Annotated in this window: 14 protein-coding genes; all 14 read left to right on the top strand. The window is 49.2% G+C overall.

Going from position 1 to position 20,121, the window contains the following annotated elements; genetic code table 11:
• The first annotated feature begins 36 nt into the window (after positions 1-36).
• A complete protein-coding gene (rsmH, locus tag HMPREF0868_RS06555) occupies positions 37-1,041 on the top strand; it encodes a 16S rRNA (cytosine(1402)-N(4))-methyltransferase RsmH (protein WP_034575504.1) in 1,005 nt (334 codons plus the stop codon).
• An 81-nt stretch (positions 1,042-1,122) separates the two neighbouring features.
• Entirely contained in the window at positions 1,123-1,773 is a 651-nt protein-coding gene (locus HMPREF0868_RS06550) for a hypothetical protein (RefSeq protein ID WP_012993943.1), read from the top strand.
• Positions 1,763-4,606 carry a penicillin-binding transpeptidase domain-containing protein gene (locus HMPREF0868_RS06545; protein WP_012993942.1) on the top strand — a complete coding sequence of 948 codons (2,844 nt, stop codon included), beginning with the start codon at positions 1,763-1,765 and terminating at the stop codon, positions 4,604-4,606. The genes HMPREF0868_RS06550 and HMPREF0868_RS06545 overlap by 11 nt, the downstream gene beginning before the upstream one ends.
• A 112-nt stretch (positions 4,607-4,718) precedes the next feature.
• Positions 4,719-6,380 (top strand): UDP-N-acetylmuramoyl-tripeptide--D-alanyl-D-alanine ligase, encoded by a 1,662-nt coding sequence (locus HMPREF0868_RS06540; RefSeq protein ID WP_012993941.1) that lies wholly within the window; start codon positions 4,719-4,721, stop codon positions 6,378-6,380.
• Between the two features lie 131 nt (positions 6,381-6,511).
• Complete coding sequence (gene mraY / locus HMPREF0868_RS06535) at positions 6,512-7,516, top strand: phospho-N-acetylmuramoyl-pentapeptide-transferase (protein ID WP_012993940.1); 1,005 nt, start codon at positions 6,512-6,514, stop codon at positions 7,514-7,516.
• Between the two features lie 16 nt (positions 7,517-7,532).
• A complete protein-coding gene (locus tag HMPREF0868_RS08085) occupies positions 7,533-8,801 on the top strand; it encodes an FtsW/RodA/SpoVE family cell cycle protein (protein WP_012993939.1) in 1,269 nt (422 codons plus the stop codon).
• 8 nt (positions 8,802-8,809) lie between these two features.
• Positions 8,810-9,988: an undecaprenyldiphospho-muramoylpentapeptide beta-N-acetylglucosaminyltransferase gene (gene murG / locus HMPREF0868_RS06525; RefSeq protein WP_012993938.1), complete on the top strand. Its 1,179-nt coding sequence runs from the start codon at positions 8,810-8,812 to the stop codon at positions 9,986-9,988.
• Positions 9,989-9,994: 6 nt separating this feature from the next.
• On the top strand, positions 9,995-12,103 hold the full coding sequence (locus HMPREF0868_RS06520) for an FtsQ-type POTRA domain-containing protein (protein ID WP_012993937.1): 2,109 nt from the start codon (positions 9,995-9,997) through the stop codon (positions 12,101-12,103).
• Between the two features lie 261 nt (positions 12,104-12,364).
• Positions 12,365-13,816 carry a cell division protein FtsZ gene (gene ftsZ, locus HMPREF0868_RS06515; protein WP_012993936.1) on the top strand — a complete coding sequence of 484 codons (1,452 nt, stop codon included), beginning with the start codon at positions 12,365-12,367 and terminating at the stop codon, positions 13,814-13,816.
• Positions 13,817-13,875: 59 nt separating this feature from the next.
• The gene (gene nrdR, locus HMPREF0868_RS06510; RefSeq protein WP_012993935.1) at positions 13,876-14,343 is read left to right on the top strand and encodes a transcriptional regulator NrdR; all 468 of its coding nucleotides are present in this window, start codon (positions 13,876-13,878) and stop codon (positions 14,341-14,343) included.
• A 260-nt stretch (positions 14,344-14,603) separates the two neighbouring features.
• Positions 14,604-15,323 carry a response regulator transcription factor gene (locus tag HMPREF0868_RS06505; protein ID WP_012993934.1) on the top strand — a complete coding sequence of 240 codons (720 nt, stop codon included), beginning with the start codon at positions 14,604-14,606 and terminating at the stop codon, positions 15,321-15,323.
• Between the two features lie 8 nt (positions 15,324-15,331).
• Complete coding sequence (locus tag HMPREF0868_RS06500) at positions 15,332-17,164, top strand: sensor histidine kinase (protein WP_041705714.1); 1,833 nt, start codon at positions 15,332-15,334, stop codon at positions 17,162-17,164.
• Complete coding sequence (locus HMPREF0868_RS06495; RefSeq protein ID WP_242821311.1) at positions 17,151-17,939, top strand: endonuclease III domain-containing protein; 789 nt, start codon at positions 17,151-17,153, stop codon at positions 17,937-17,939. The genes HMPREF0868_RS06500 and HMPREF0868_RS06495 overlap by 14 nt, the downstream gene beginning before the upstream one ends.
• 25 nt (positions 17,940-17,964) lie before the next feature.
• Positions 17,965-20,121, top strand: a complete 2,157-nt coding sequence (recG, locus tag HMPREF0868_RS06490) for an ATP-dependent DNA helicase RecG (RefSeq protein WP_012993931.1) — start codon at positions 17,965-17,967, stop codon at positions 20,119-20,121.

The following is a 20,121-nucleotide window of genomic DNA, read 5'->3' as shown; positions in this document are numbered from 1 at the left end:
TTGAAGTTAGTAAAACGGAACGGTAAACTAATAGCCATGAGAGAAGAAACCCGAAGTTTACAATTTTCCCATGTACCAGTGCTGTTGACAGAATGTTTGAAGGCATTGGACCTTAAGGCTAACGGTACCTATGTCGACTGTACGGCCGGCGGTGCCGGACACAGTGCCGCCATTTTGCAAAGACTCGGATCAGGTGGCCGACTTTTCGCTTTCGACAAAGACCCGACGGCACGTCAAGCCGCTGCCGCCAAATTGGCTCAAGTTAAAACAGCAGCAACCTATGAACTTATCGCTGCCGACTTTGCCTCATTGCGCGAAGAATTATCTAAGCGAAACGTCTTTGCTGTTGATGGGATTTTGGCTGATCTGGGCGTTTCTTCACCCCAACTGGATACCGGGGAACGCGGCTTTGCCTATCGGCTAGAGGGGCCGTTGGACATGCGTATGAATCCTACCTGCGGTAGAACGGCGGCAGATATTCTGCGTTTAGAAGATCAGGCGACATTGACTCGGATAATGCGCGAATACGGGGAAGAACGCTATGCTGCCCGAATCGCGGCCGCTGTCGTCAAAACGAGGGAGACCAAACCTTTGACCGGAACTGGCGAACTGGTTGACCTAATTTGCAAGGCCGTTCCGGCGGCTGCCCGCCGCGAAAAACAGCATCCGGCCAAACGAGTATTCCAAAGTCTGCGTATCGCCGTAAATGATGAATTGGGAGCTTTGCGTAAGCTGCTCCAACAAGCTCCTGGATTATTAAAGCCGGATGGCCACTTAGTAATTATAACCTTCCATTCATTGGAAGACCGCTTGGTCAAACAAGCGTTTCGACGGTGGGAGCGTCCCTGCCGCTGTCCGAGTGGTTTGCCCTGTGTTTGCGGATTAGCGTCCCAAGGCAAAGCAGACCCACCTCACGGCCTAGTTGCTGGAAAAACAGAACTGGCGGAAAACCCGCGTTCTCGCTCGGCCAGAGTGCGCGTGTTTCGGCGCAACGCCAATCCGCCGCTAGTTGAGATTTTTTCGGGTGAAGCGTCCGACTGAAAACAGTCGTGGAACAATCTTAAGCAACTACCCTATTTAATGAACACCGGTCACTCGCAACCGCAAAAAAGGTGCAATTTAATGAACAGAACGAAACAAAATACATATACGACTTCCGCCGACCTTGCCGGGGAACGAAGAGCCGGACGCCCGAGGCGACCTAGCCTGTTGCAACGCCTTTTCCCTCAGTCGGCACAAGTGCGGACTGCAGTCAGAGCCATCCTTTTTTTATTCGTCGTTTTTGGCCTTTTGCTGCTCAATCAGGCACGGATTGCCCGGATCGTCTACCAAAACGCCAAGCTGGAGAGCCAAATCCGCTTTACCCGCATGGAATCGGCGCAAAAACGCGAGCAAATTCAGAAATCGGCTGATATTGCCCGTATCCGCAAAAAAGCAGAAATGCTCGGCATGACTCTGCCATTGGAAGGACAAATTTTGACGATAAATGTGGCTCGGCAGGATTATGTAAGTTTCAACAGTAAACGCAGTCAGGACAGTGTTTTGAAGGACATCGACTGGCGGCGCGCGCTGGAAAATGTCGGGCGGCATTTACGCCTGTTAGAAGGAATGGCACCTACCGAGATTATTTCTGCGGAAAACAATGTCAATAAGGAAAAAGTGATTGACGGCAACACGTCCCCCGCCGGCTCAGAACTGGCCAAAAAAATGGAAACTAATTCCAAGTCTGGCGATGCAGCGACAGCTACGGAGGTGAAGGCCCATGAGCAATAAAATTTCCCGCTCCGCCATCGGCATGCTGTCGGTTATGCTGGTTCTGTGCCTCTTTGCCGTCGTCTTGATCGGTGAACTTTTCAGCATTCAAATCGTTCAGGGAACCCATTACAAAAAATTGGCCGGGGCCAACCATTTCACCAAACGGCAAACCTACCCCGAACGTGGCAAAATTGAAGATACCAATGGTGAAACACTGGCTTTGACGACTTATGTTTACACGATAGGTATAACCCCTGCCACCGTTCGCAGCAATAAAGCAAAAGATCCGCCCAAACGTGAAGCGATAATCGATGCTTTCAGCAAGTTTCTTAAACTCGAACGGTCGGAAGTTACCCGCTGCTTTGCCAAAAAAGACGTGACATATGTTGTTTTGAAAAAAAACATTTCCAAAGAAGAGTATGATCCTTTCGCCGCCTACCTAAACGAAAACCGCATCAACGGTGTAGCGGTAGATGCATTGCCCCGTCGGTTTTATCCGAAAAAAGATGTTGCTTCTCAAGTCATCGGTTTTGCGGGACTGAACGAGCGCAGTCTGGTCGGAATCAATGGGGTTGAGGCTTACTATAATAAAATCCTTTCCGGCACTCCCGGCTATACTTATGGTGAGGTTGACCACTATTTTGGCGGTCAGCTGCCTTATACTACCCCAACAGAAACTAAGCCCATCCCCGGTAGCAACCTTGTTTTGAACATTGACAGCAAGTTGCAACGCGAGATTCAAAAGATTGTCACCCGATATAGCAACTTGTTCGAAGCGATTGACGGTGCGACCGGTTTGGTAATGGATACGAAGACCGGCGCAGTTCTCGCCATGGCGCAAGATGTCAGCTACGATTTAAACCACCCTTACCAAACCCCACGCGGTTACGAGACCGGCGCCCGTGCGGTGAAGAAAGAACGTATCGTCAGTCACGGTTACGATTTGGCTGAGTTAGAAAAGGGCATCAACAAACAAATTGAGCAGCTAAAAAAAGAGGAAGAGGATCGCAAAAAAGAAGTGGAAGCGGCACGGCTTGATGCGGCCAAGGAAGCTGCCGCGGCGGCCGAAGCGCAAAAAAAGCAGACGGCGGATCGTGACGGAGATGCGCCAAAAACGAATGAGCGCAACGTTTCTTCTTCGGCTGATTTCGCTTCGCCGACCAACCCGTCCGATAGGCCCAATATGGCGAACCCCTCCGGTACGGCCAAGGCTGCCAATTCTGTCAAACCTAGCAAACCCGTAGTACACAAGCAAAAATTCGGGCCGACGACCCCGCATAAATTTTTAGGCCTTTTGTACAAAAATTTTGCCACATGGAATTTGATCGAAGAACTGAAAGAACCAAATCCCAACTACAAAGGTTGGTCACCGCTTACCGACAAATACGACATGAATTTCCTCAATTCCCATGTTTGGGCGAATTTAAATGTCAGCAGCACTTATGAGCCGGGTTCGACAATGAAGTCCTTTACAGTTGCCACTGCTCTGGAGGAACACGCGTTTAAGCTCGGAGAGATGTTCAGCGATGCGCCTATTTGGATCCGCGGTTTTGGCGAATACGCCATTCACTGCCATGCTTTTCCCGACAACCATGCCTACGAAACTGTTGAACAGGCCTACGGTAATTCCTGCAACCCGGTAATGGTACAACTGGCGGAACGGGTCGGTATCGAAAAATTTTATAACTATATTCATGCCTTGGGTTTTTACGGTGCCACCGGTGTCGATTTGCCGGCGGAGGCGATCGGCCTCTTGCACAATAATCCTAATGTGGTCGACCTTGCTCCGATGTCTTTCGGCGAATCTAACACCGTCACTCCACTTGCTTTGGCCACTGCTTATACCGCTTTGGGTAATGAAGGCGTGATGGTGAAACCACAAGTTGCGAAATATTTGACAGATGTCAACGGTAAAATCGTGCGAGACTTTGCCCCCTGCCCGGTAAGACAGGTGTACAGCAAAGAGACGGCCAAAACTATGCTGGCTATGATGCGGTCCGCTTTTACCAAAGGAATTGTCACCTACGCGAATGAGCCGGGCTATTTCCCCGGTGGTAAATCAGGTACGTCAACCAAAAAATTGCTCAACGGTGATGACGACGATTACAGCGTTATGTCGGTAGCCTCGATTTTCCCGATTGATGAGCCGCGATTCGTCGTCCTGGCCATCATTTATGGCCCTAATTCCGACAAAACCTCCTGCGCCCAGGGAATGTGCCGAGATATTATCCGAGTCACCGGCCGTTTGCGTAATGTCGCCAAACGTTATACCGAAGCCGATTTGTATCAGGCGATACAGCCTAAGGAAATATCTTACGCCAACGGGGTCAAACTTCAGTCGATTGCCGACTATCTGGCCTTGAAAGACGTGGAATTTGAGCTGGCGCCGGGCATGAAATACAGCGATTTCTTTTATACAATGTATCCGCTGGGAAAACAAAAATTAAACGGCTACCCGGTGTATTACGTCAGCCCGAATGGCGATCCGCCGCGCGAAGAAGTGGATGTGCCTGATTTTACCGGCAAAACATTTGAAGAAGCAGCTGAACTTGCTTATCAACGGCGCATAAATATTCGCTATGACGGCAATCCGTTGACCGGCGTAGTCGTTGGTCAGTCGGTTGAGGCCAAGAAAGACGGAAAAAGGCAGAAAATAAGAAAATATGAAGTTATTGAATTGAAGTTCGGTGCTTTGTCCGGCTACAATCCGCCGCAAATTAGGCGGGTGGTCGATCCTCCTGTCACCAAAAGTAATGACGATGGCCCGGCGGTAACCGATCCTATTTGGACAACACAACGAATATACAGTCCGTACGGCGGCGTGCCTGAGCATAATCCGTACGGTGGTTGATGGCCCGGTTGATGGCTCGGTTGATGGCTCGGTTGATGGCCCGGTTGGAGTTTGAAGGCCGCGAATAACACGCTAATCGACAGAAACGCATAAAAACAATGAAAGGAAAAGTATGGATCCGATAAGATTAAAAGAACTGATAAGGGCAACCTCCGGTCAACTGTTTTTTTCAGCTGACTCGGCTATGCGGAAAGAGGCCATGAATTATGTTTTGCTCGGCACTTCAACCGACAGCCGGACGATAAAAAGATGCGAAGCATTTTTTGCCTTAAAAGGGGAAAACTTTGACGGCCATGCTTTTGTTGAACGAGCCGTGCGAGCCGGAGCAGTAGCCTTGGTAGTCAGCGATCTCAAGTGCGCCGAACTTTGGCAGGCTGAATTGCCGACTATATTGGTCGAGGATACATTGACCGCTTTGCAAAAATTGGCGGCTTATTATCGTCAAAACTATTTGCATACCTTGGTCGCTATCACTGGTAGTGTCGGCAAAACGTCAACCCGGGAAATGATTGCCGCCGCTTTGCGACCGACTTTGGCGGTTTCCTGTACAGGCGAAAATCTGAATAATGAGATCGGCGTGCCGCAAACCGTCCTGAAAGTTCGCAGTGCTTGTGATGTCGCTGTCGTTGAAATGGGCATGGATCACGCCGGCGATTTGACTAAATTAAGCAGATTGGCTCAGCCGGATATTGCGGTTATTACTAATATAGGGTACTGCCATATTGAGCAACTTGGCTCTCAAATGGCCATAATGCGGGCTAAGGCGGAAATTATTAACGGGCTGAAAGCGGACGGAGTGTTGTTGCTTAATGCTGATGATCCGTTTTTGCGTCAGTTGGCCGCGGAACAAAAAGGCAAGATTAAACAAGCTTTTGTGGCACTAAATACTTGTCCGCCGGATCTGCCTGGGGACTGTCTCGTTGCTACTGATGTGAAAATTGAAGTCGATGGTTGTGCGTCTTTTATTATAAAACTTCAGCAAGCGCCTGACTTAGAAAAATACGGGACCATGGAGGCTTTTGTCGATAGCAATCGGCTGCCCCGTATAAAATTACCGGTGCCGGGGGAGCATCATGTGATAAACGCCCTCTTCGGCTTAGCGACGGCTCATCTGTTGCATCAGCCGCTCACTTTAGCGGCCAACGGTTTGCGCGATTTCTCGGTAATCGGGAATCGTCAGCGGATTATGAACGCGGACGGAGTGGTGTTGATCAACGATACCTATAACGCCGCGCCGGAGTCAATACGAGCCGGGGTCAAGACTTTGTGTTTCTTAGCACATTCAGAAAAGCGCCGGGCAATTGCGGTGTTAGGTGGTATTGCTGAGCTTGGAAATATGGCGGATCGATTGCATTATGAATTGGGGCGGTACTTGGCGACAGCCGACTTGGCAGAAATTTGGCTCTGCGGTCCATACGTGGCCGCGGTGGCTCAAGGAATAGCTGATGGTGATCAGGCTGGCGATCAGGCCGACAGTCAGGCCGGCGGCAAAGGAGATAGAAGCCCCGGAGCTTCCGGCACGGAACCGGCAGTGGACCTCGCTTCAGAATCGGTGGCACTTACGGCCACAAATTACACTTCAGAATCGAGGGCGAGGGCTGAGGCGACGATTAAGCCCCCGGTCAAAGTTCATGTTTTCGCCGACCGTGACAGTTTGACCGCGGAACTATTGCCGACGATTCAAGACCGTGACATCATTCTGATTAAGGGTTCGCATTCTTTTGCGATGGAAAAAGTGTGTGATGCCATCATCAGTAAACGCTTGGCCGAATAACTAGCGCAAATATCGGCATATTGCGCTATAATTTAAGAACTGCGATATTTTGTAACTATGCAACCAATTCATAATTCCGGCTGCATGTTTGCCTGCTTGTTGGCCTCCCGCCACGGCAAACGGAGGATAAAATGGACATACTTGAACTTTTAATCGGCTTCCTTATATTGATCGCTGTCGCCTGCGGTACAGCATTGAATGGCAAATTTTTATTGCCGCAACTGCGCCGCCTCCACCTAGGCCAACGCGTGCGTGATGACGGCCCCAAAACCCATTTAGTAAAAACAGGCACTCCGACCTTCGGTGGACTGATGTTCCTACCGCCGATAGCCGTAGTTGGTTTAGTGTTGTATCTGATCGGCGGCTTCAGATCAGATATTGGTATCCTGACCTTACTTATATTGGCGATGGGTGCGATCGGATTTGTTGACGATTTTGTTAAAGTTCGCATAAATAAAGAAGGTCTCACGGTTCGCCAAAAAACCGGCCTGATGCTTGGCCTTTGTGTGTTGGCTGCATTGTACATAATTTTTGCACATGGCGACCCGGTGATATACCTGTTCTTTCCACCATATCGTTTGGTGGTCTTCGGAGCATGGCGCATAATTTATGCCCTATTTGTAGTTGTTTATTTATATTTTTGCATTAATGCGGTTAATTTAACCGATGGGCTCGACGGACTGGCTTCCGGCGTTACCGCCGTGGTAAGCATCAGCCTTGGACTGCTTATTTTGTCGACCGCCAACTATTCACCCGACCTGGACCGGATCTCTTTCGCGGTTGCCGGCGGCTGCCTTGGCTTTCTAGTATATAACCGTTATCCGGCGAAAGTATTTATGGGTGACACCGGTTCCTTGGCTTTAGGCGCGGCAGTGAGTATGATTCCGCTGCTGATGGGTATACCCTGGTTGTTTGCCTTGTACGGTATAATTTATGTGACCGAAGCCCTATCGGTGGTTATTCAAGTCAGCTTTTTTAAAGCCACACACGGTCGCCGCATCTTTCGTATGTCCCCGATTCACCATCACTTTGAATTGGGAGGCTGGCCTGAAACAAAAATTGTCCGCGTCTTTATTTTAGTAACCGTGGTCGGCATAATCATCGGGCTACTTCTGGTAAATATGTGCAAAATTTAACAGGAGGTTGATGCCAATGATAAATCAGGATCCTTCAGAAAAAAATACCTCTGTCGGTCGGCTGAAAGCTCATGTCGACGGGCCGCTAGTCGTCACCGTTATGTTGATCCTCGCTTTCGGCTTAATAATGCTGTTCAGTGCCAGCATGGTCGGCTCACTCTATAAAAGCGGTGGTTCAACCAGTTTTTTTATAACTAGGCAAATTTTGTTTATGGCCTTAGGCGTAGCGGCAATTATTGCGATGTCCAAAATTAACATTCGCCGTTTTGACCGTAAACCGTGGGTCATTTTAACCGGTGCAATCTCGTTCTTCCTACTTGTTCTGGTACTTGTTCCGAGCGTCGGCATCGTTATTCAAGGGGCCAGACGCTGGCTCCCCGTACCGCTGACCAAATCCACTTTCCAGCCTTCGGAATATACTAAAATATTCACTGTGTTTTACATGGCGTGGTATTATTCCAACTTGCGCCGCCGCCGTCGCGCCGGATTGATCTTCAAGGCTCGTCCTGAAAAGCAAGGCTGGGTCGACGCCTGGGAAGAGATTATCAAGCCGATGATCCCTGTTGTCCTGCAATTGATGCTGATTTCCCTGCAGGCCCACATGTCGGCAGTAATCATTATTATTCTGGTTTGTGCGGCGATGATGGCCTCCGCCGGTTTGAAATTTGGCTCTTGGTTGCGCGGCGGCCTGGTCGGTGTCGGGGCGTTGACAGCCTTGGTGGTTCTGGTACTGACTTTGTCTGCCGTTTTCCCCAATGCATCTTTCACCCAGCGCTGGTTACATGTTGTTACAAGAATCAATATTTTTACGGAAGATGTAAGTGTTACCGATGACCAACGTTGGCAATCTGAGCAGGCTCTTATAGCGGTTGGCTCGGGAGGGATTACCGGTGTCGGCCTTGGGCAAAGCCGCCAAAAATATCTTTATTTGCCGGAAAATCACAATGACTACATATTTTCGATTTTGTGCGAAGAAATGGGTATTATCGGGGGTATAGCTCTTATCCTCCTCTTTATTGCTTTTCTGATCGCCGGTATGGTGGTCGCCATTCGAACGACGACTATTTTCAGCCGCTTAATTGTTTGTGGCTACACCTATTTGCTGACTTTACAGGCCTTTTTGAGTGTGGGGGTAAACTTGGCCGTCCTGCCACCTACGGGCATTTCTCTGCCATTTTTCAGCTACGGCGGTACTTCAAATCTGTTTTTCTTACTCGGGGTTGGCCTGATGCTGAGCGTTTCAAAATTTGACAACCGAAATTTCCTGACGGAGGAACTTGAATAGGGGGATACATGATCGAGCAAACAGCGCGAAAAGATTTAACCGGTACAATATTTTTTAGCGGTGGCGGAACTAGCGGTCACATTCATCCTGCGTTGGCCATCGCTACGGAACTGCGGCGGCAATGCCCGAAACTGCGAATCATTTTTTGCGGTACAAGTGGTGGCCTAGAAGCAAAAGTGGTGCCGCAGGCAGGTTTCGATTTCATCCCGGTAAAAGCAGCGCCGTTCCCGACACGGCCGAGCATGCGGTTTTTTGCTGCTTGCAATGAATATCGGCAGGGGCGCAAGGAATGTACTAGCCTTATTAAGCAATACAGTCCGTTGGCTGTCATCGGCACAGGAGGATATGTTTGCGCGCCCATGCTGGGAGCTGCCCACAAGCTGAAAGTACCGTATCTTGTCCATGAGCAAAACGCTTATCCTGGCCGCAGTAATCGGCTCACGGCTTACCATGCGGCGGCGGTGTGTTTGGGCTTTGCGGCGGCTGAACGCTATTTTAGAACTAAGGGACAAATTTTTGTAACCGGAAATCCGGTACGCCCGGAATTTTTTTCGTTGGGAACAGCAGTCGCTAAATTAGGTGCTCGACGAGAATTGGAGCTGCCGCTTGATCGGCCGATTATTTTGATTAGCGGTGGTAGCCTTGGAGCCAGAAGCTTGAATCTGGCGGCGTTGGAGTGGGCGAAACAGCAGGACAGCGTTGTGACCGCGGAAAAGGCACAAACTACGACATATAAAGGCCCATATATAATTTTGGCTACCGGCAGTCGTCGCTACGAGGCCGCCAAACGTATGGTGCAGGATTGGCCGGACATGCCGTTTTTACGAATTGAACCCTATTTGAATAATATGCCTACGTATATGGCTGCAGCCGACTTGATAATTGGTCGGGCTGGAGCTGTTACCTGTGCTGAATTAGCCGCTATGGGCAAACCATCGGTTTTGATTCCCTATCCATATGCTGCTGGTGACCATCAAACCTACAATGCCCAAGCCCTCGTTCACGGCGGAGCGGCACTTATGTATGCGGATAAAGACTGGAACGCCTCGACTATGCAGGAAGTTTTGACGGATTTTGTCCAAAACGCATCGGCTTGGGATGAACGCAGTACAGCAGCGGAGTCCTTAGCCAATCGGCCGGCCGCGGCTGAGATTGTCGAAATTATTTTTAAAACTATGCTAAAATAATCTGATATGAAGAAAAAACCGCAAGTTAAAAAAGATGCCACCGGATCTCTGGAAGCCGTTTCGCAAGCGCCTGTTATGAACAGCGATTCTTTGCGCACGGCGAGAGTCGGTCTGTCAGGCACCCCGGCTAATGATGGTATGGAAAGAGAAACTTCCGGTTACCCCACAAATTATCCAACAAGCGTTTCAGCTTCTTCAGCCACTTCAACTGCTTCAGCGGTGTCGCAGGCGCAACCCGTACGCCGGAATGTGACCGGACTTCCGACCACGCCGTCATACGCTACGCAAGGCTCCTATAATTTGCATAGCATGCCGACGACTGAGAGTCCGGTTAGAAAAGTCTCAGTTTACCCGACCGCCACCCCGGGCGCAGCCAATGCGCCGAGCGCAGCCAATGTCCCGGGCGCAGCCAATGCCCCGTGCGCAGCCAATGGCCCGGGCGCAGCCAATGCGCCGAGCGCAGCCAATGTCCCGGGCGCAGCCAATGCGCCGAGCGCAGCCAATGTCCCGGGCGCAGCCAATGCCCCGGGCGCAGCCAATGCCCCGGGCGCAACCGTCGCCACCCCGGGCGCAGCCAATGCGCCGAGCGCAGCCAATGTCCCGGGCGCAGCCAATGTCCCGGGCGCAACCAATGCCCCGGGCGCAACCGTCGCCACCCCGGGCGCAGCCAATGCGCCGAGCGCAGCCAATGTCCCGGGCGCAGCCAATGTCCCGGGCGCAACCAATGCGCCGAGCGCAGCCAATGTCCCGGGCGCAACCAATGCCCCGGGCGCAACCGTCGCCACTGAACAGCCCCGCCCGGCAAAAACCAAAGAAGAGCTAAGCCCATTTCAAGCCCACCAAATGCGACTAGCCCAAGCGACCCAGAAAGAAAGCAGTAAACGTCACAAGCGTTTTTTGCCCCGCCGCTTGCACGTATGGACCATACGTTATGGCCAATACATAGCCAAACGACTCGCAGTTTACGGCATTATCGCCTTTGTGCTGGCCGCCATTTCACTTTTACCGCAGTTTTATGTAAAACAAATAACAATTACAGGTGCCCGTTATATAGATGTCAAAAAAATATTGGCCGTCAGCGGCTTGCACCTTAACCAACACCTTTTCACCGGCTTAGGTGGCAATTTGGAAGGTTGGCTGAGACTAAGGTACAGCACCGCGGAAAACAATATTAAACGCCTGCTGCCCGGAATCGAAAGTGTCGAAATCAGACCATCATTTCCCGGCAAACTCCGCTTCGTTGTCAAAGAGAGAATCGGTGTTGCTTATCTACAATTGCCCGGCTATGTGGTCGTCGTGGACAGCGAAGGTGTTGTTTTGCGGATTGACGAAAAAGCTCCCGAAAAAGTGCCACTCATTGTCGGGGTAAGCGAATCACAGGTAGAAGTTGGCAAGCCGATAAATAGTAATTTGCGTGCGGCAATTACCAATTCCATTTTAATCATGAGCAATATAATCGATTCTGATGACGAAGCACAGGACAAGTGGAACTTTTTTTCTCGGCTGAAATCTTTGCGCCCTATCAATGCAGAAACCCATTATATTACGATTAGGTTAAATAACGGCCGCGAAATGGAAGTTAAATTGGGTGACGTAACCAACATACAGGCCAATATTTATTGGTTGCGCTCGGCGGTAAAAATGGGCGTTTTCGAACGCCTAGGCAAAGGACTGCTAGACTTAAGCGGCAAACAAAAAATTTATATTCCAGCTGAACATTTTTCAGTTAAATCAGATCTGACGCAAGACATATTGTCCAACACCCCGGAATACAAATCGGCCGATCCGGATCATAAAGCCGGAAAAGGGGACTCGGAAAACAAGTCTGCCGTTTCAACGGAAAACGGGGCGGATAACAGCGCGGCGAACGGCTCGGATACCAATACCAAGTCAAGTTCGGGAACAACTGCTGAAAACGACTCTACAACAGGTGAGCGCATTCCGGCCAAAACTGACAGCCAAACCGATGGCTATGACGATAACAACCCATCATCTTCTTCCGACCCCTCCAGGAATAAGCCGCAAAACCACAAAAAAATGCCGGCTGTAACTTTCCCGGACAATGATTTCACTAATCCAACCGTCTATACCGGCGGCAACGGCGGCTTTAATTAAAAATGCGTTTGTGCGAGCAAAATCCGGCTCCGACTCGCTGCTGTTTACGGCTACAACCACACTGCACTTCCCCCAATGAATCCGGCAACGCCATGACTTTAGCTCGCGCGTGTAACTCCGGCCATTTCAAGTTCGCAGACCTAATATTACAAAATGAATGGAAAATGAGATGAATTTGTAATATAATTGTAACATAGGAACGAAAAAACTTGTAACCCCCGCACTGATGCGGTAGAATAAAAGGACTTATGGCGAAGGCCGATGAAAGGGGAGTTTCCGTTGGCTGAACAAAAAAAAGAAAATAAAGTGTATGTTGCACCTGAGAGTGTATATGTAAATGGCTATGATTCGCCGGCAATTGAAGGCTTGGCGAAAATAAAGGTAGTAGGTGTAGGTGGCGGCGGTTGTAACGCTGTTCAACGGATGATCATGTCCGGAGTACAAGGCGTGGAATTTATTGCGATTAACACTGATGCCCAGGCTCTAGCTCTGAATAGCGCGGAAACCAGATTAAAAATTGGCGAGAAAGTGACCCGCGGTTTAGGCGCGGGGGCGGATCCGGAGAAAGGAGCTATGGCCGCCAATGAATCACGCGATGAACTGGCAGGCTTGGTTCAAGACTCCGACATGGTTTTTGTTACAGCCGGTATGGGCGGCGGAACCGGTACGGGTGCTGCCCCGGTAGTTGCCGGTATTGCTCGCCAAATGGGCATTTTGACTGTCGGCGTTGTTTCTAAACCCTTTACTTTTGAAGGGGCGGTGCGTGAACGCAACGCAATCAACGGTATACAAGAACTGGAAAAAAATGTTGACGCTCTGCTGATAGTTCCTAATGATAAACTGCTGGATATGGATAACGGCGATATGACTGTATCTGATGCTTTTGCCCATGCCGATGAAGTTTTAACTTACGGCGTGGCTGGAATTTCAGATCTGATCACGGTCCCCGGCGTTATCAACTTGGATATGGCCGATGTGAGACGCGTACTTTTGGATGCTGGCATCTGCCACATGGGTATCGGTCGTGGTAGCGGCGAAAATCGCGCCAGTGTCGCGGTAGACCGGGCAATCCACAGCCCGTTACTGGATACGACGATTGACGGTGCGCACCGAGTTATCATTAATCTGGCCGGCAACTTTAAGATGAAAGAACTGCAAATGGCCGCCAATCTGATTAAAGATGCGGCAGCCCCTGATGCGGAAATCATTCTCGGAACTGCCCAGAGTGATGCCCTCGGCGATGACGAAGTTATGATCACAGTAATCGCTTCCGGTTTTGACCGGATAACCCCTGAGCGCGGCCCGGTGAGAACCGGAATGGCGGACTTTATGCGCGGCGGCACGGCAAACGCCCGCTCCGGTGAAAATTCAAACAATTTTCTCGGCTCCTTGAACCGTGAAAACGCGGCAGGAACCAATAACGCCGGCACTTCGCGGACTATGCCGCAAAGACCAGTCACGCCCGACCTTGGCAGAACAAATCTTGAGCCGAATGTCGGAACGCATTCAACCTACACCCCTTTAGTGCCGGAGAATGAACAACCGCGCGGCGTGCTGAATCGCCCGTACAGTAGCAATTCCACCGGTTGGGCAAGACCGCAGGGAAATATGCCGGACAGAAGAACACCAAGACCGTCTTCCCGTGATTCTGGCCCACGCAAGGGCGGTATTTTGCCGTGGTTGTTTAATGAAAACGACGATAATTTGGAATAAATAAATTAAATACAAGGCACGGCGAAATCCGTGCCTTATTAGGATTCCCGGAGAAGTTTATGCGTTGTCCGTTTTGTTCTCATGACGAAGACCGAGTTATTGATTCACGCCCTGCCGAAGATGGTGCAGCGATTCGGCGCCGCCGCGAATGCCTGAGCTGCAATCGTCGGTACACTACATATGAAAAGATTGAAAGTACTCCATTGTTGGTGATCAAGAAAGACGGTACTCGTGAGCCTTTTTCGCGCGAAAAATTGACCCGTGGCCTGTTGCGTTCTTTCGAAAAAAGGCCGGTAACTTCGGAAGAATTAGATCAGATAGTCAGCCGAATTGAGGCAGTACCGCGCAATAAGCTTTGCAAAGAGATACGCTCAGAAGAAATAGGCGAATTGGTTTTGCAGGAATTACGTCAGTTGGATGAAGTTGCCTACGTCCGTTTCGCTTCAGTATACCGTCGGTTTGAGGATGTGGATTCATTTTTGCGTGAACTCAAAGCATTGCGCCCGGATGACGGAACTAAGGAATGACAGTTTGTCTTCCGAAAGAACTATAAATTCAGGTTGCAGAGCGCACAGTTCGGGCCGGGCAAGACAAAATTCGTTCAATTGTTACTTAAAATACACAAGTTCAGGCTAAATATGCCGTCTTAATCTGTTATAATGTACATAGTTATTATAATTCTATAAGTTGCATTAAAGTGCGTATGCAGATGGACACAAGCTTTATAGATTTAAGACACAGGCCATATAGATTATATAATCGGCAGCTCAGAAGGAGAGTTTAGCAGATGAAAAAGGTTTTAGTAGTAGATGATGATCGCAATATTTGCGAACTTGTACAGTTGTATTTTGAAAAAGACGGCTTTCAGGTAAAGACGGTAAACGATGGTGAAATGGCGTTGGAGGAGATTGACAAATACAATCCTAACGTTGTTATTCTGGACTTGATGTTGCCGGGAAAAGACGGCTATGAAGTATGTCGGGAAATTCGCAAAACCTCCAATGTCCCCATTTTGATGTTGACAGCCCGCGGCGACACTTTGGACAAGATTGTCGGATTAGAATTAGGCGCGGATGACTATATCTCTAAACCTTTTGACCCAAAAGAACTGGTGGTGCGGGCTAAGACCGTGTTGCGCCGTACTGAAGCAGCTTGTCCCGAAGCTAAGGCTATTGACAATGATGACCACCCGGCCGAACAAATTACGCACAAAGACCTCGTAATTGACAAGAGTAGTTACACGGTAACTTTCCACGGCACGCGTATCGACATGCCGCCTAAAGAACTTGAATTATTATATTTTCTCGCAAGCCATCCAAACCGTGTTTTTAACCGGGAACAACTTTTAGGGCAGGTCTGGGGCTATGATTTCTATGGCGAATCTCGCACGGTAGATGTACATATTAAACGTGTGCGGGAAAAGATTGATGATATTGGGGAACATCCGAGCTGGGATATTAAAACGGTCTGGGGTGTAGGCTATAAATTTGAAGTTACTGGAGAGTAGGACGATACTTGGCTAAGAAAGGTAGACGACATTCTATATATAAGAGCACCGCTTTGGCCGCCTTCGCATCAGTGATGGTGGCTTTCGGTATTTTGAGCTTTGTTTATTACGGCATCATGAATGATCGTGTCAGTCGTCTCCAGAGCAGCCGTGTATATACTTTAGCTACGACCTTACGTGATGAAATTGAGAAGGTCTATAGCGAGAACACTAGCCGGTTGACCTTGAATGACCGCATTGATTTGCTGGCCAAATCATCGCATGCAATTATTTGGCTGGTGCGATCTGACGGTATTATTATTCATGCTTCAGAACTGCCGACTAAAGTCATCGCAAACTGTCAGAATCTTGGGGGCGGTTTGTATCAATTGCCGGACAAATATATCGGAAGCAATATTTCATCTAGGGATGGTGTAGTGCTGCAAAACAGCGAGTACACGAAATTGTTCAGTAGCAAAGGGCTGGAATGGATTACGGCTATGTTGCCGGTTAGCAATGATCACGATACTTCAACAGCCCAGGCGATTTTGCAGGTGCATTTGCCTTCGCTCGATCAATATAATTTACACTGGTTTTTGACCAATGGCTTTGGCATAGCTTTTCTGGTGGCGTTAATTATTTCAGTCGCTTTGACCTTGATTTTGATGAATTATCTGACCCTGCCGTTGGAGGCCTTGGTCGACGCGGCTAACAAAGTGATGTTGGGTGATTATTCGGTTCGGGTATGTTACAGCGATATGGATACATTTGATACGCTAGATAACGCCGGGAGCGAAGGCGATGACGTGATGAAACTCATGCTAACTTTTAATGCCATGGTCGCCAGACTGGAAGCGGTAAGCGGTGAACAGCGCGATATGATAAGCTGTATTTCTCATGATATGAAAACGCCGTTGACATCAATTATCGGCTTTACCGAAGGTATTTTGGACGGCACCATTCCGTACGGGCGGCAGGAGAAATATTTGCGTATAATTCAGCAGGAAGCTTTGCGGCTCAAAAATCTGCTCGCAGATATGAATCAGGAAGTTTTAATTGAAAATAGTGTCTCAAACAATTTCAACGACTTTGATATTAATGCGGTGTTTGTCAGGACGATCAATTCTTTGGAAAATCAGTTGCGAGAAAAAAATCTCTCAGTTGAGATGCAGCTTGAAGGTAAAAATGAAGCCCCGTTGTTTGTGACCGGCGATGTGGAGCAGATAAGTCGAGTTGTGTATAATCTCATTTCCAATGCAACGAAATTTTGTCGTAACAATGATCTTGTGCGTGTCAGCACGGCCTATCCGGAAGGTGCGATGTTCGTTACTTGCACCGTTGAGGATTCTGGCCCGGGTGTTCCGCCGGATAAGCGTAATCAGGTCTTCGCTCGTTTCTATAAGCTGGACAAATCACGTGGTAATCGGGAAGGCAGTGGGTTAGGTTTATATATTTGTAGGAAAATATTGGCCAAGCATGGGCAGCAAATTTATGTGACGCAAAGCAATGATCTGGGTGGCGCGAAATTTGTATTTACTTTGCCGGCGGCCGGCGATCAGCAGCATATCAAAGACGATAAGGCTAAAACCTCCAGACGTCTCTTTTTCAGCCGGCACGATGGGTTCTCTACTGATGCTTTTGATTTTCCGCTTTTGACCGAAGTCGGCAAAGGCACAGCTCAAGGTGATTTGCAAGCGGGTGAAGCGGTGTCAGCCTCAGAGGAAAGTGAAGATGCCGTAAAGCCGGGTGAAACAGTTTCTGCTCCGGAGAAAAACGAGACCACAAAACCTGGGGATAAGGATATTCCCGTTCAGGACGCCTGTAGGAATACGGAGAAAGTTGAGCCTGATGAAAAGCAATAAAGTGGCATGCGTAACTATACCTGCAAGAGTGGATGAGGAAACAAGAGGCGTTGAGCCGGAGCCGGTTGGCACAACCTCTGCGGTAAAAAACGCCAAAATGACAGGTGAGATGGCTCCTGCCCTTGATATAGCCGTGCTTAAACAACGAGCGGCTGCGGTTTGGGAGCGGTTGGTCGCCGTTTACGGCAAGACGGAATGCACCCTAGATGCCAAAGACGATGCTTGGCAATTGCTGGTTGCCGCAATTTTGGCCGCTCAATGTACAGATGCTAGAGTCAATCTGGTAACCCCGGGTTTATTTGCCGCTTTCCCTACGCCACGCGATTTTGCCGCCGCCACCCCGGCAGCCATTGAACCATATATCAGCAGTTGTGGATTGTTCCATAATAAAGCAAAAGCGATTTTCGGTGCGGCGGTAAAGCTGGAAAGTGATTTTGCCGGCTGTGTTCCGCAAACTGAGGCTGAATTGCTCAGCCTTCCCGGCGTTGGACGCAAAATTGCCAATCTCATTTTGGGTGAAGTGTTCGGCCAACCGGCGATAGTTGTCGATACACATTGCGGCCGCTTGAGTCGCCTCCTTGGCTTTACGACGGCAAAAGATCCGGTCAAAGTTGAAAAGGATTTGCGAAAAATTTTGCCGAAATCGCATTGGATAGGTTGGGGGCATTACATGGTGGAACATGGCAGAAAAATTTGTTCGGCGCGGCGGCCGGCCTGTCAAAATTGTTTCTTGAACGATTTATGTGCATATAATCTTAAACTAAGTAACGATTGACTGCCGCCAAAGCTGGAGGTTACAAATGAAACCAACAAATTCAGCCCCTGAGGCCATTACCGCGAACCGCAAGATTGACCCGGTCGGGTCAGTCACCCAACTCGCCGGTGTTTCAGCCAAACGAGCTGCACTTATGGCCAGGTTAAACATTAATACTTGTCGTGATTTGCTGAACTATTGGCCGCGCCGATATGAAGACTGGGCGACTTTGTCTACCTTGGCCGACATCGAACCTGAACAGGAAGTTACGGTTTTGGCACGGTGCATAACCATGCCTCACCTACAATACAAAGGCAAACTATCTTATTTGCGCGTTGGTCTGGCCGATGCTAGCGACCAACTTGGCGTGATCTGGTTTAATCAACCATATTTGGAAACACAACTTGATATAGATAAAGTATATTTGTTTCACGGGACAATCAGCAAAAACCGTCCGCTATCCTTGCAAAATCCCGCTTTTACTCCCGTGCCGGAACTTGCCGAAGCCCCTTTAAACACCATCAAACCCTCGGCTCTGGCCAATACCTTCATCCGCCCGGTTTACCCACTCACCGCCGGCTTGACGCAAGGTGTATTACGCAATTTAATCCGTCAATGCCTGACCGCCATGCGCGAGCAACTTGAGCGCGAAGACTATTTGCCCTTAAAAATGAGGCAGCGACAGCATTTAACGACCTATGTATACGCAGTGGAACATATTCATTTCCCGACTTGCCTTGAAGATTATACAATTGCTCGCGAACGCCTTGTTTTTGAAGAACTCTTTTTCATGCAACTTGGCTTGCAATTGTTGAAAAAACGTCGCCTAAACGGGCAAACCGCCCCGATAATCAATCTGGATAAAACGGCCGAGACGAAGTATCAGGCGGTAGTGAACGCTTTACCTTATCGATTAACTAAAGCCCAGATCGCCGCCTTACAAGACATCAGCACAGATCTGGCTGTCGGGATTCCGATGGACCGGCTGGTTCAGGGTGATGTCGGTTCAGGCAAAACAATTGTTGCCGCGTTAGCTTTGTATCGCACCGTTTTGGCCGGCTACCAAGGACTTTTGATGGCTCCTACCGGAATTTTGGCTGAACAGCATTACAATAATATCAGCAGCTTGTTGACCCCTTACGGCATAAAGGTCGCCCTGTTGACCGGAAAAACAAAGGGGGCGGCTAAACGTCAAATAACCCAAGCTTTAAGTACGGGAGAAATAGATTTGCTTATAGGCACTCAGGCGATTTTGAATGACAATTTGCAAATGTTGCATCCCGGTCTTGTTGTTACCGATGAACAGCACCGTTTCGGGGTTAACCAGCGGTTGGCCATGATCAAGCGGCAGGACGAGCAAAGACCCCATGTTTTGGTAATGTCTGCAACGCCGATTCCCCGCTCTTTGGCACTGGTTTTATACGGCGATTTGTCAATTTCAATTATAGATGAGTTGCCACCGGGACGTTTGCCGATCAAGACTTATACGGTGGGGAGCGCAGATCTGGAGCGAGCTTACGCTTTAATCCATAAATTATTACGCCTGGGACAACAAGCCTATGTGATTTGTCCGTTAAAAGCCGACACCGGACATAGTGAAAGCTTTGCCGCGACGGAACTGGGGGAAGAGCTAAAAAATAAAGTTTTCCCTGAATTTACGATCGGACTTTTGCACGGAGCGATGAAGGAAAATGAAAAACAGACGGTCATGGCCGATTTTAAAAACGGAAAGATCAATATTTTGGTCAGTACGACCGTTGTTGAAGTAGGTGTTGATAATCCAAACGCCACTGTTTTATTGGTAATGAATGCGGAACGTTTTGGCTTAGCTCAATTGCACCAGCTACGCGGCCGCGTCGGACGGGGAAAATTGCAGTCTTATTGCCTTTTGCATAGTGATCGGCAACAGGGTACGGCGCGCGAGCGGTTGGTTCAGATGTGCCACAGTAATGATGGTTATCAACTGGCGGAAGCTGATTTGCGTTTGCGTGGCCCCGGCGACTTTTTTGGCGTGCGACAACACGGACTGCCGGAGTTCAAGTTGGCCAATCTATATGAGGATGCAGGTATTTTGGCGCGAGCCGGCCGCGAGGTACAGCAAATTTTGGCTGAAGACGACGGACGACACGAGAAAAATTTTGCGCTTTATCAGCAGGCTCTTACTGAACGCTTAGGCGAAATTTTTACCGGTGGAGGAATATAA

Origin of the sequence: Mageeibacillus indolicus UPII9-5 (genome assembly GCF_000025225.2) — a bacterium.
GTDB lineage: Bacteria > Bacillota > Clostridia > Saccharofermentanales > Fastidiosipilaceae > Mageeibacillus > Mageeibacillus indolicus.
This window is presented reverse-complemented; position numbering and strand designations above follow the sequence as displayed.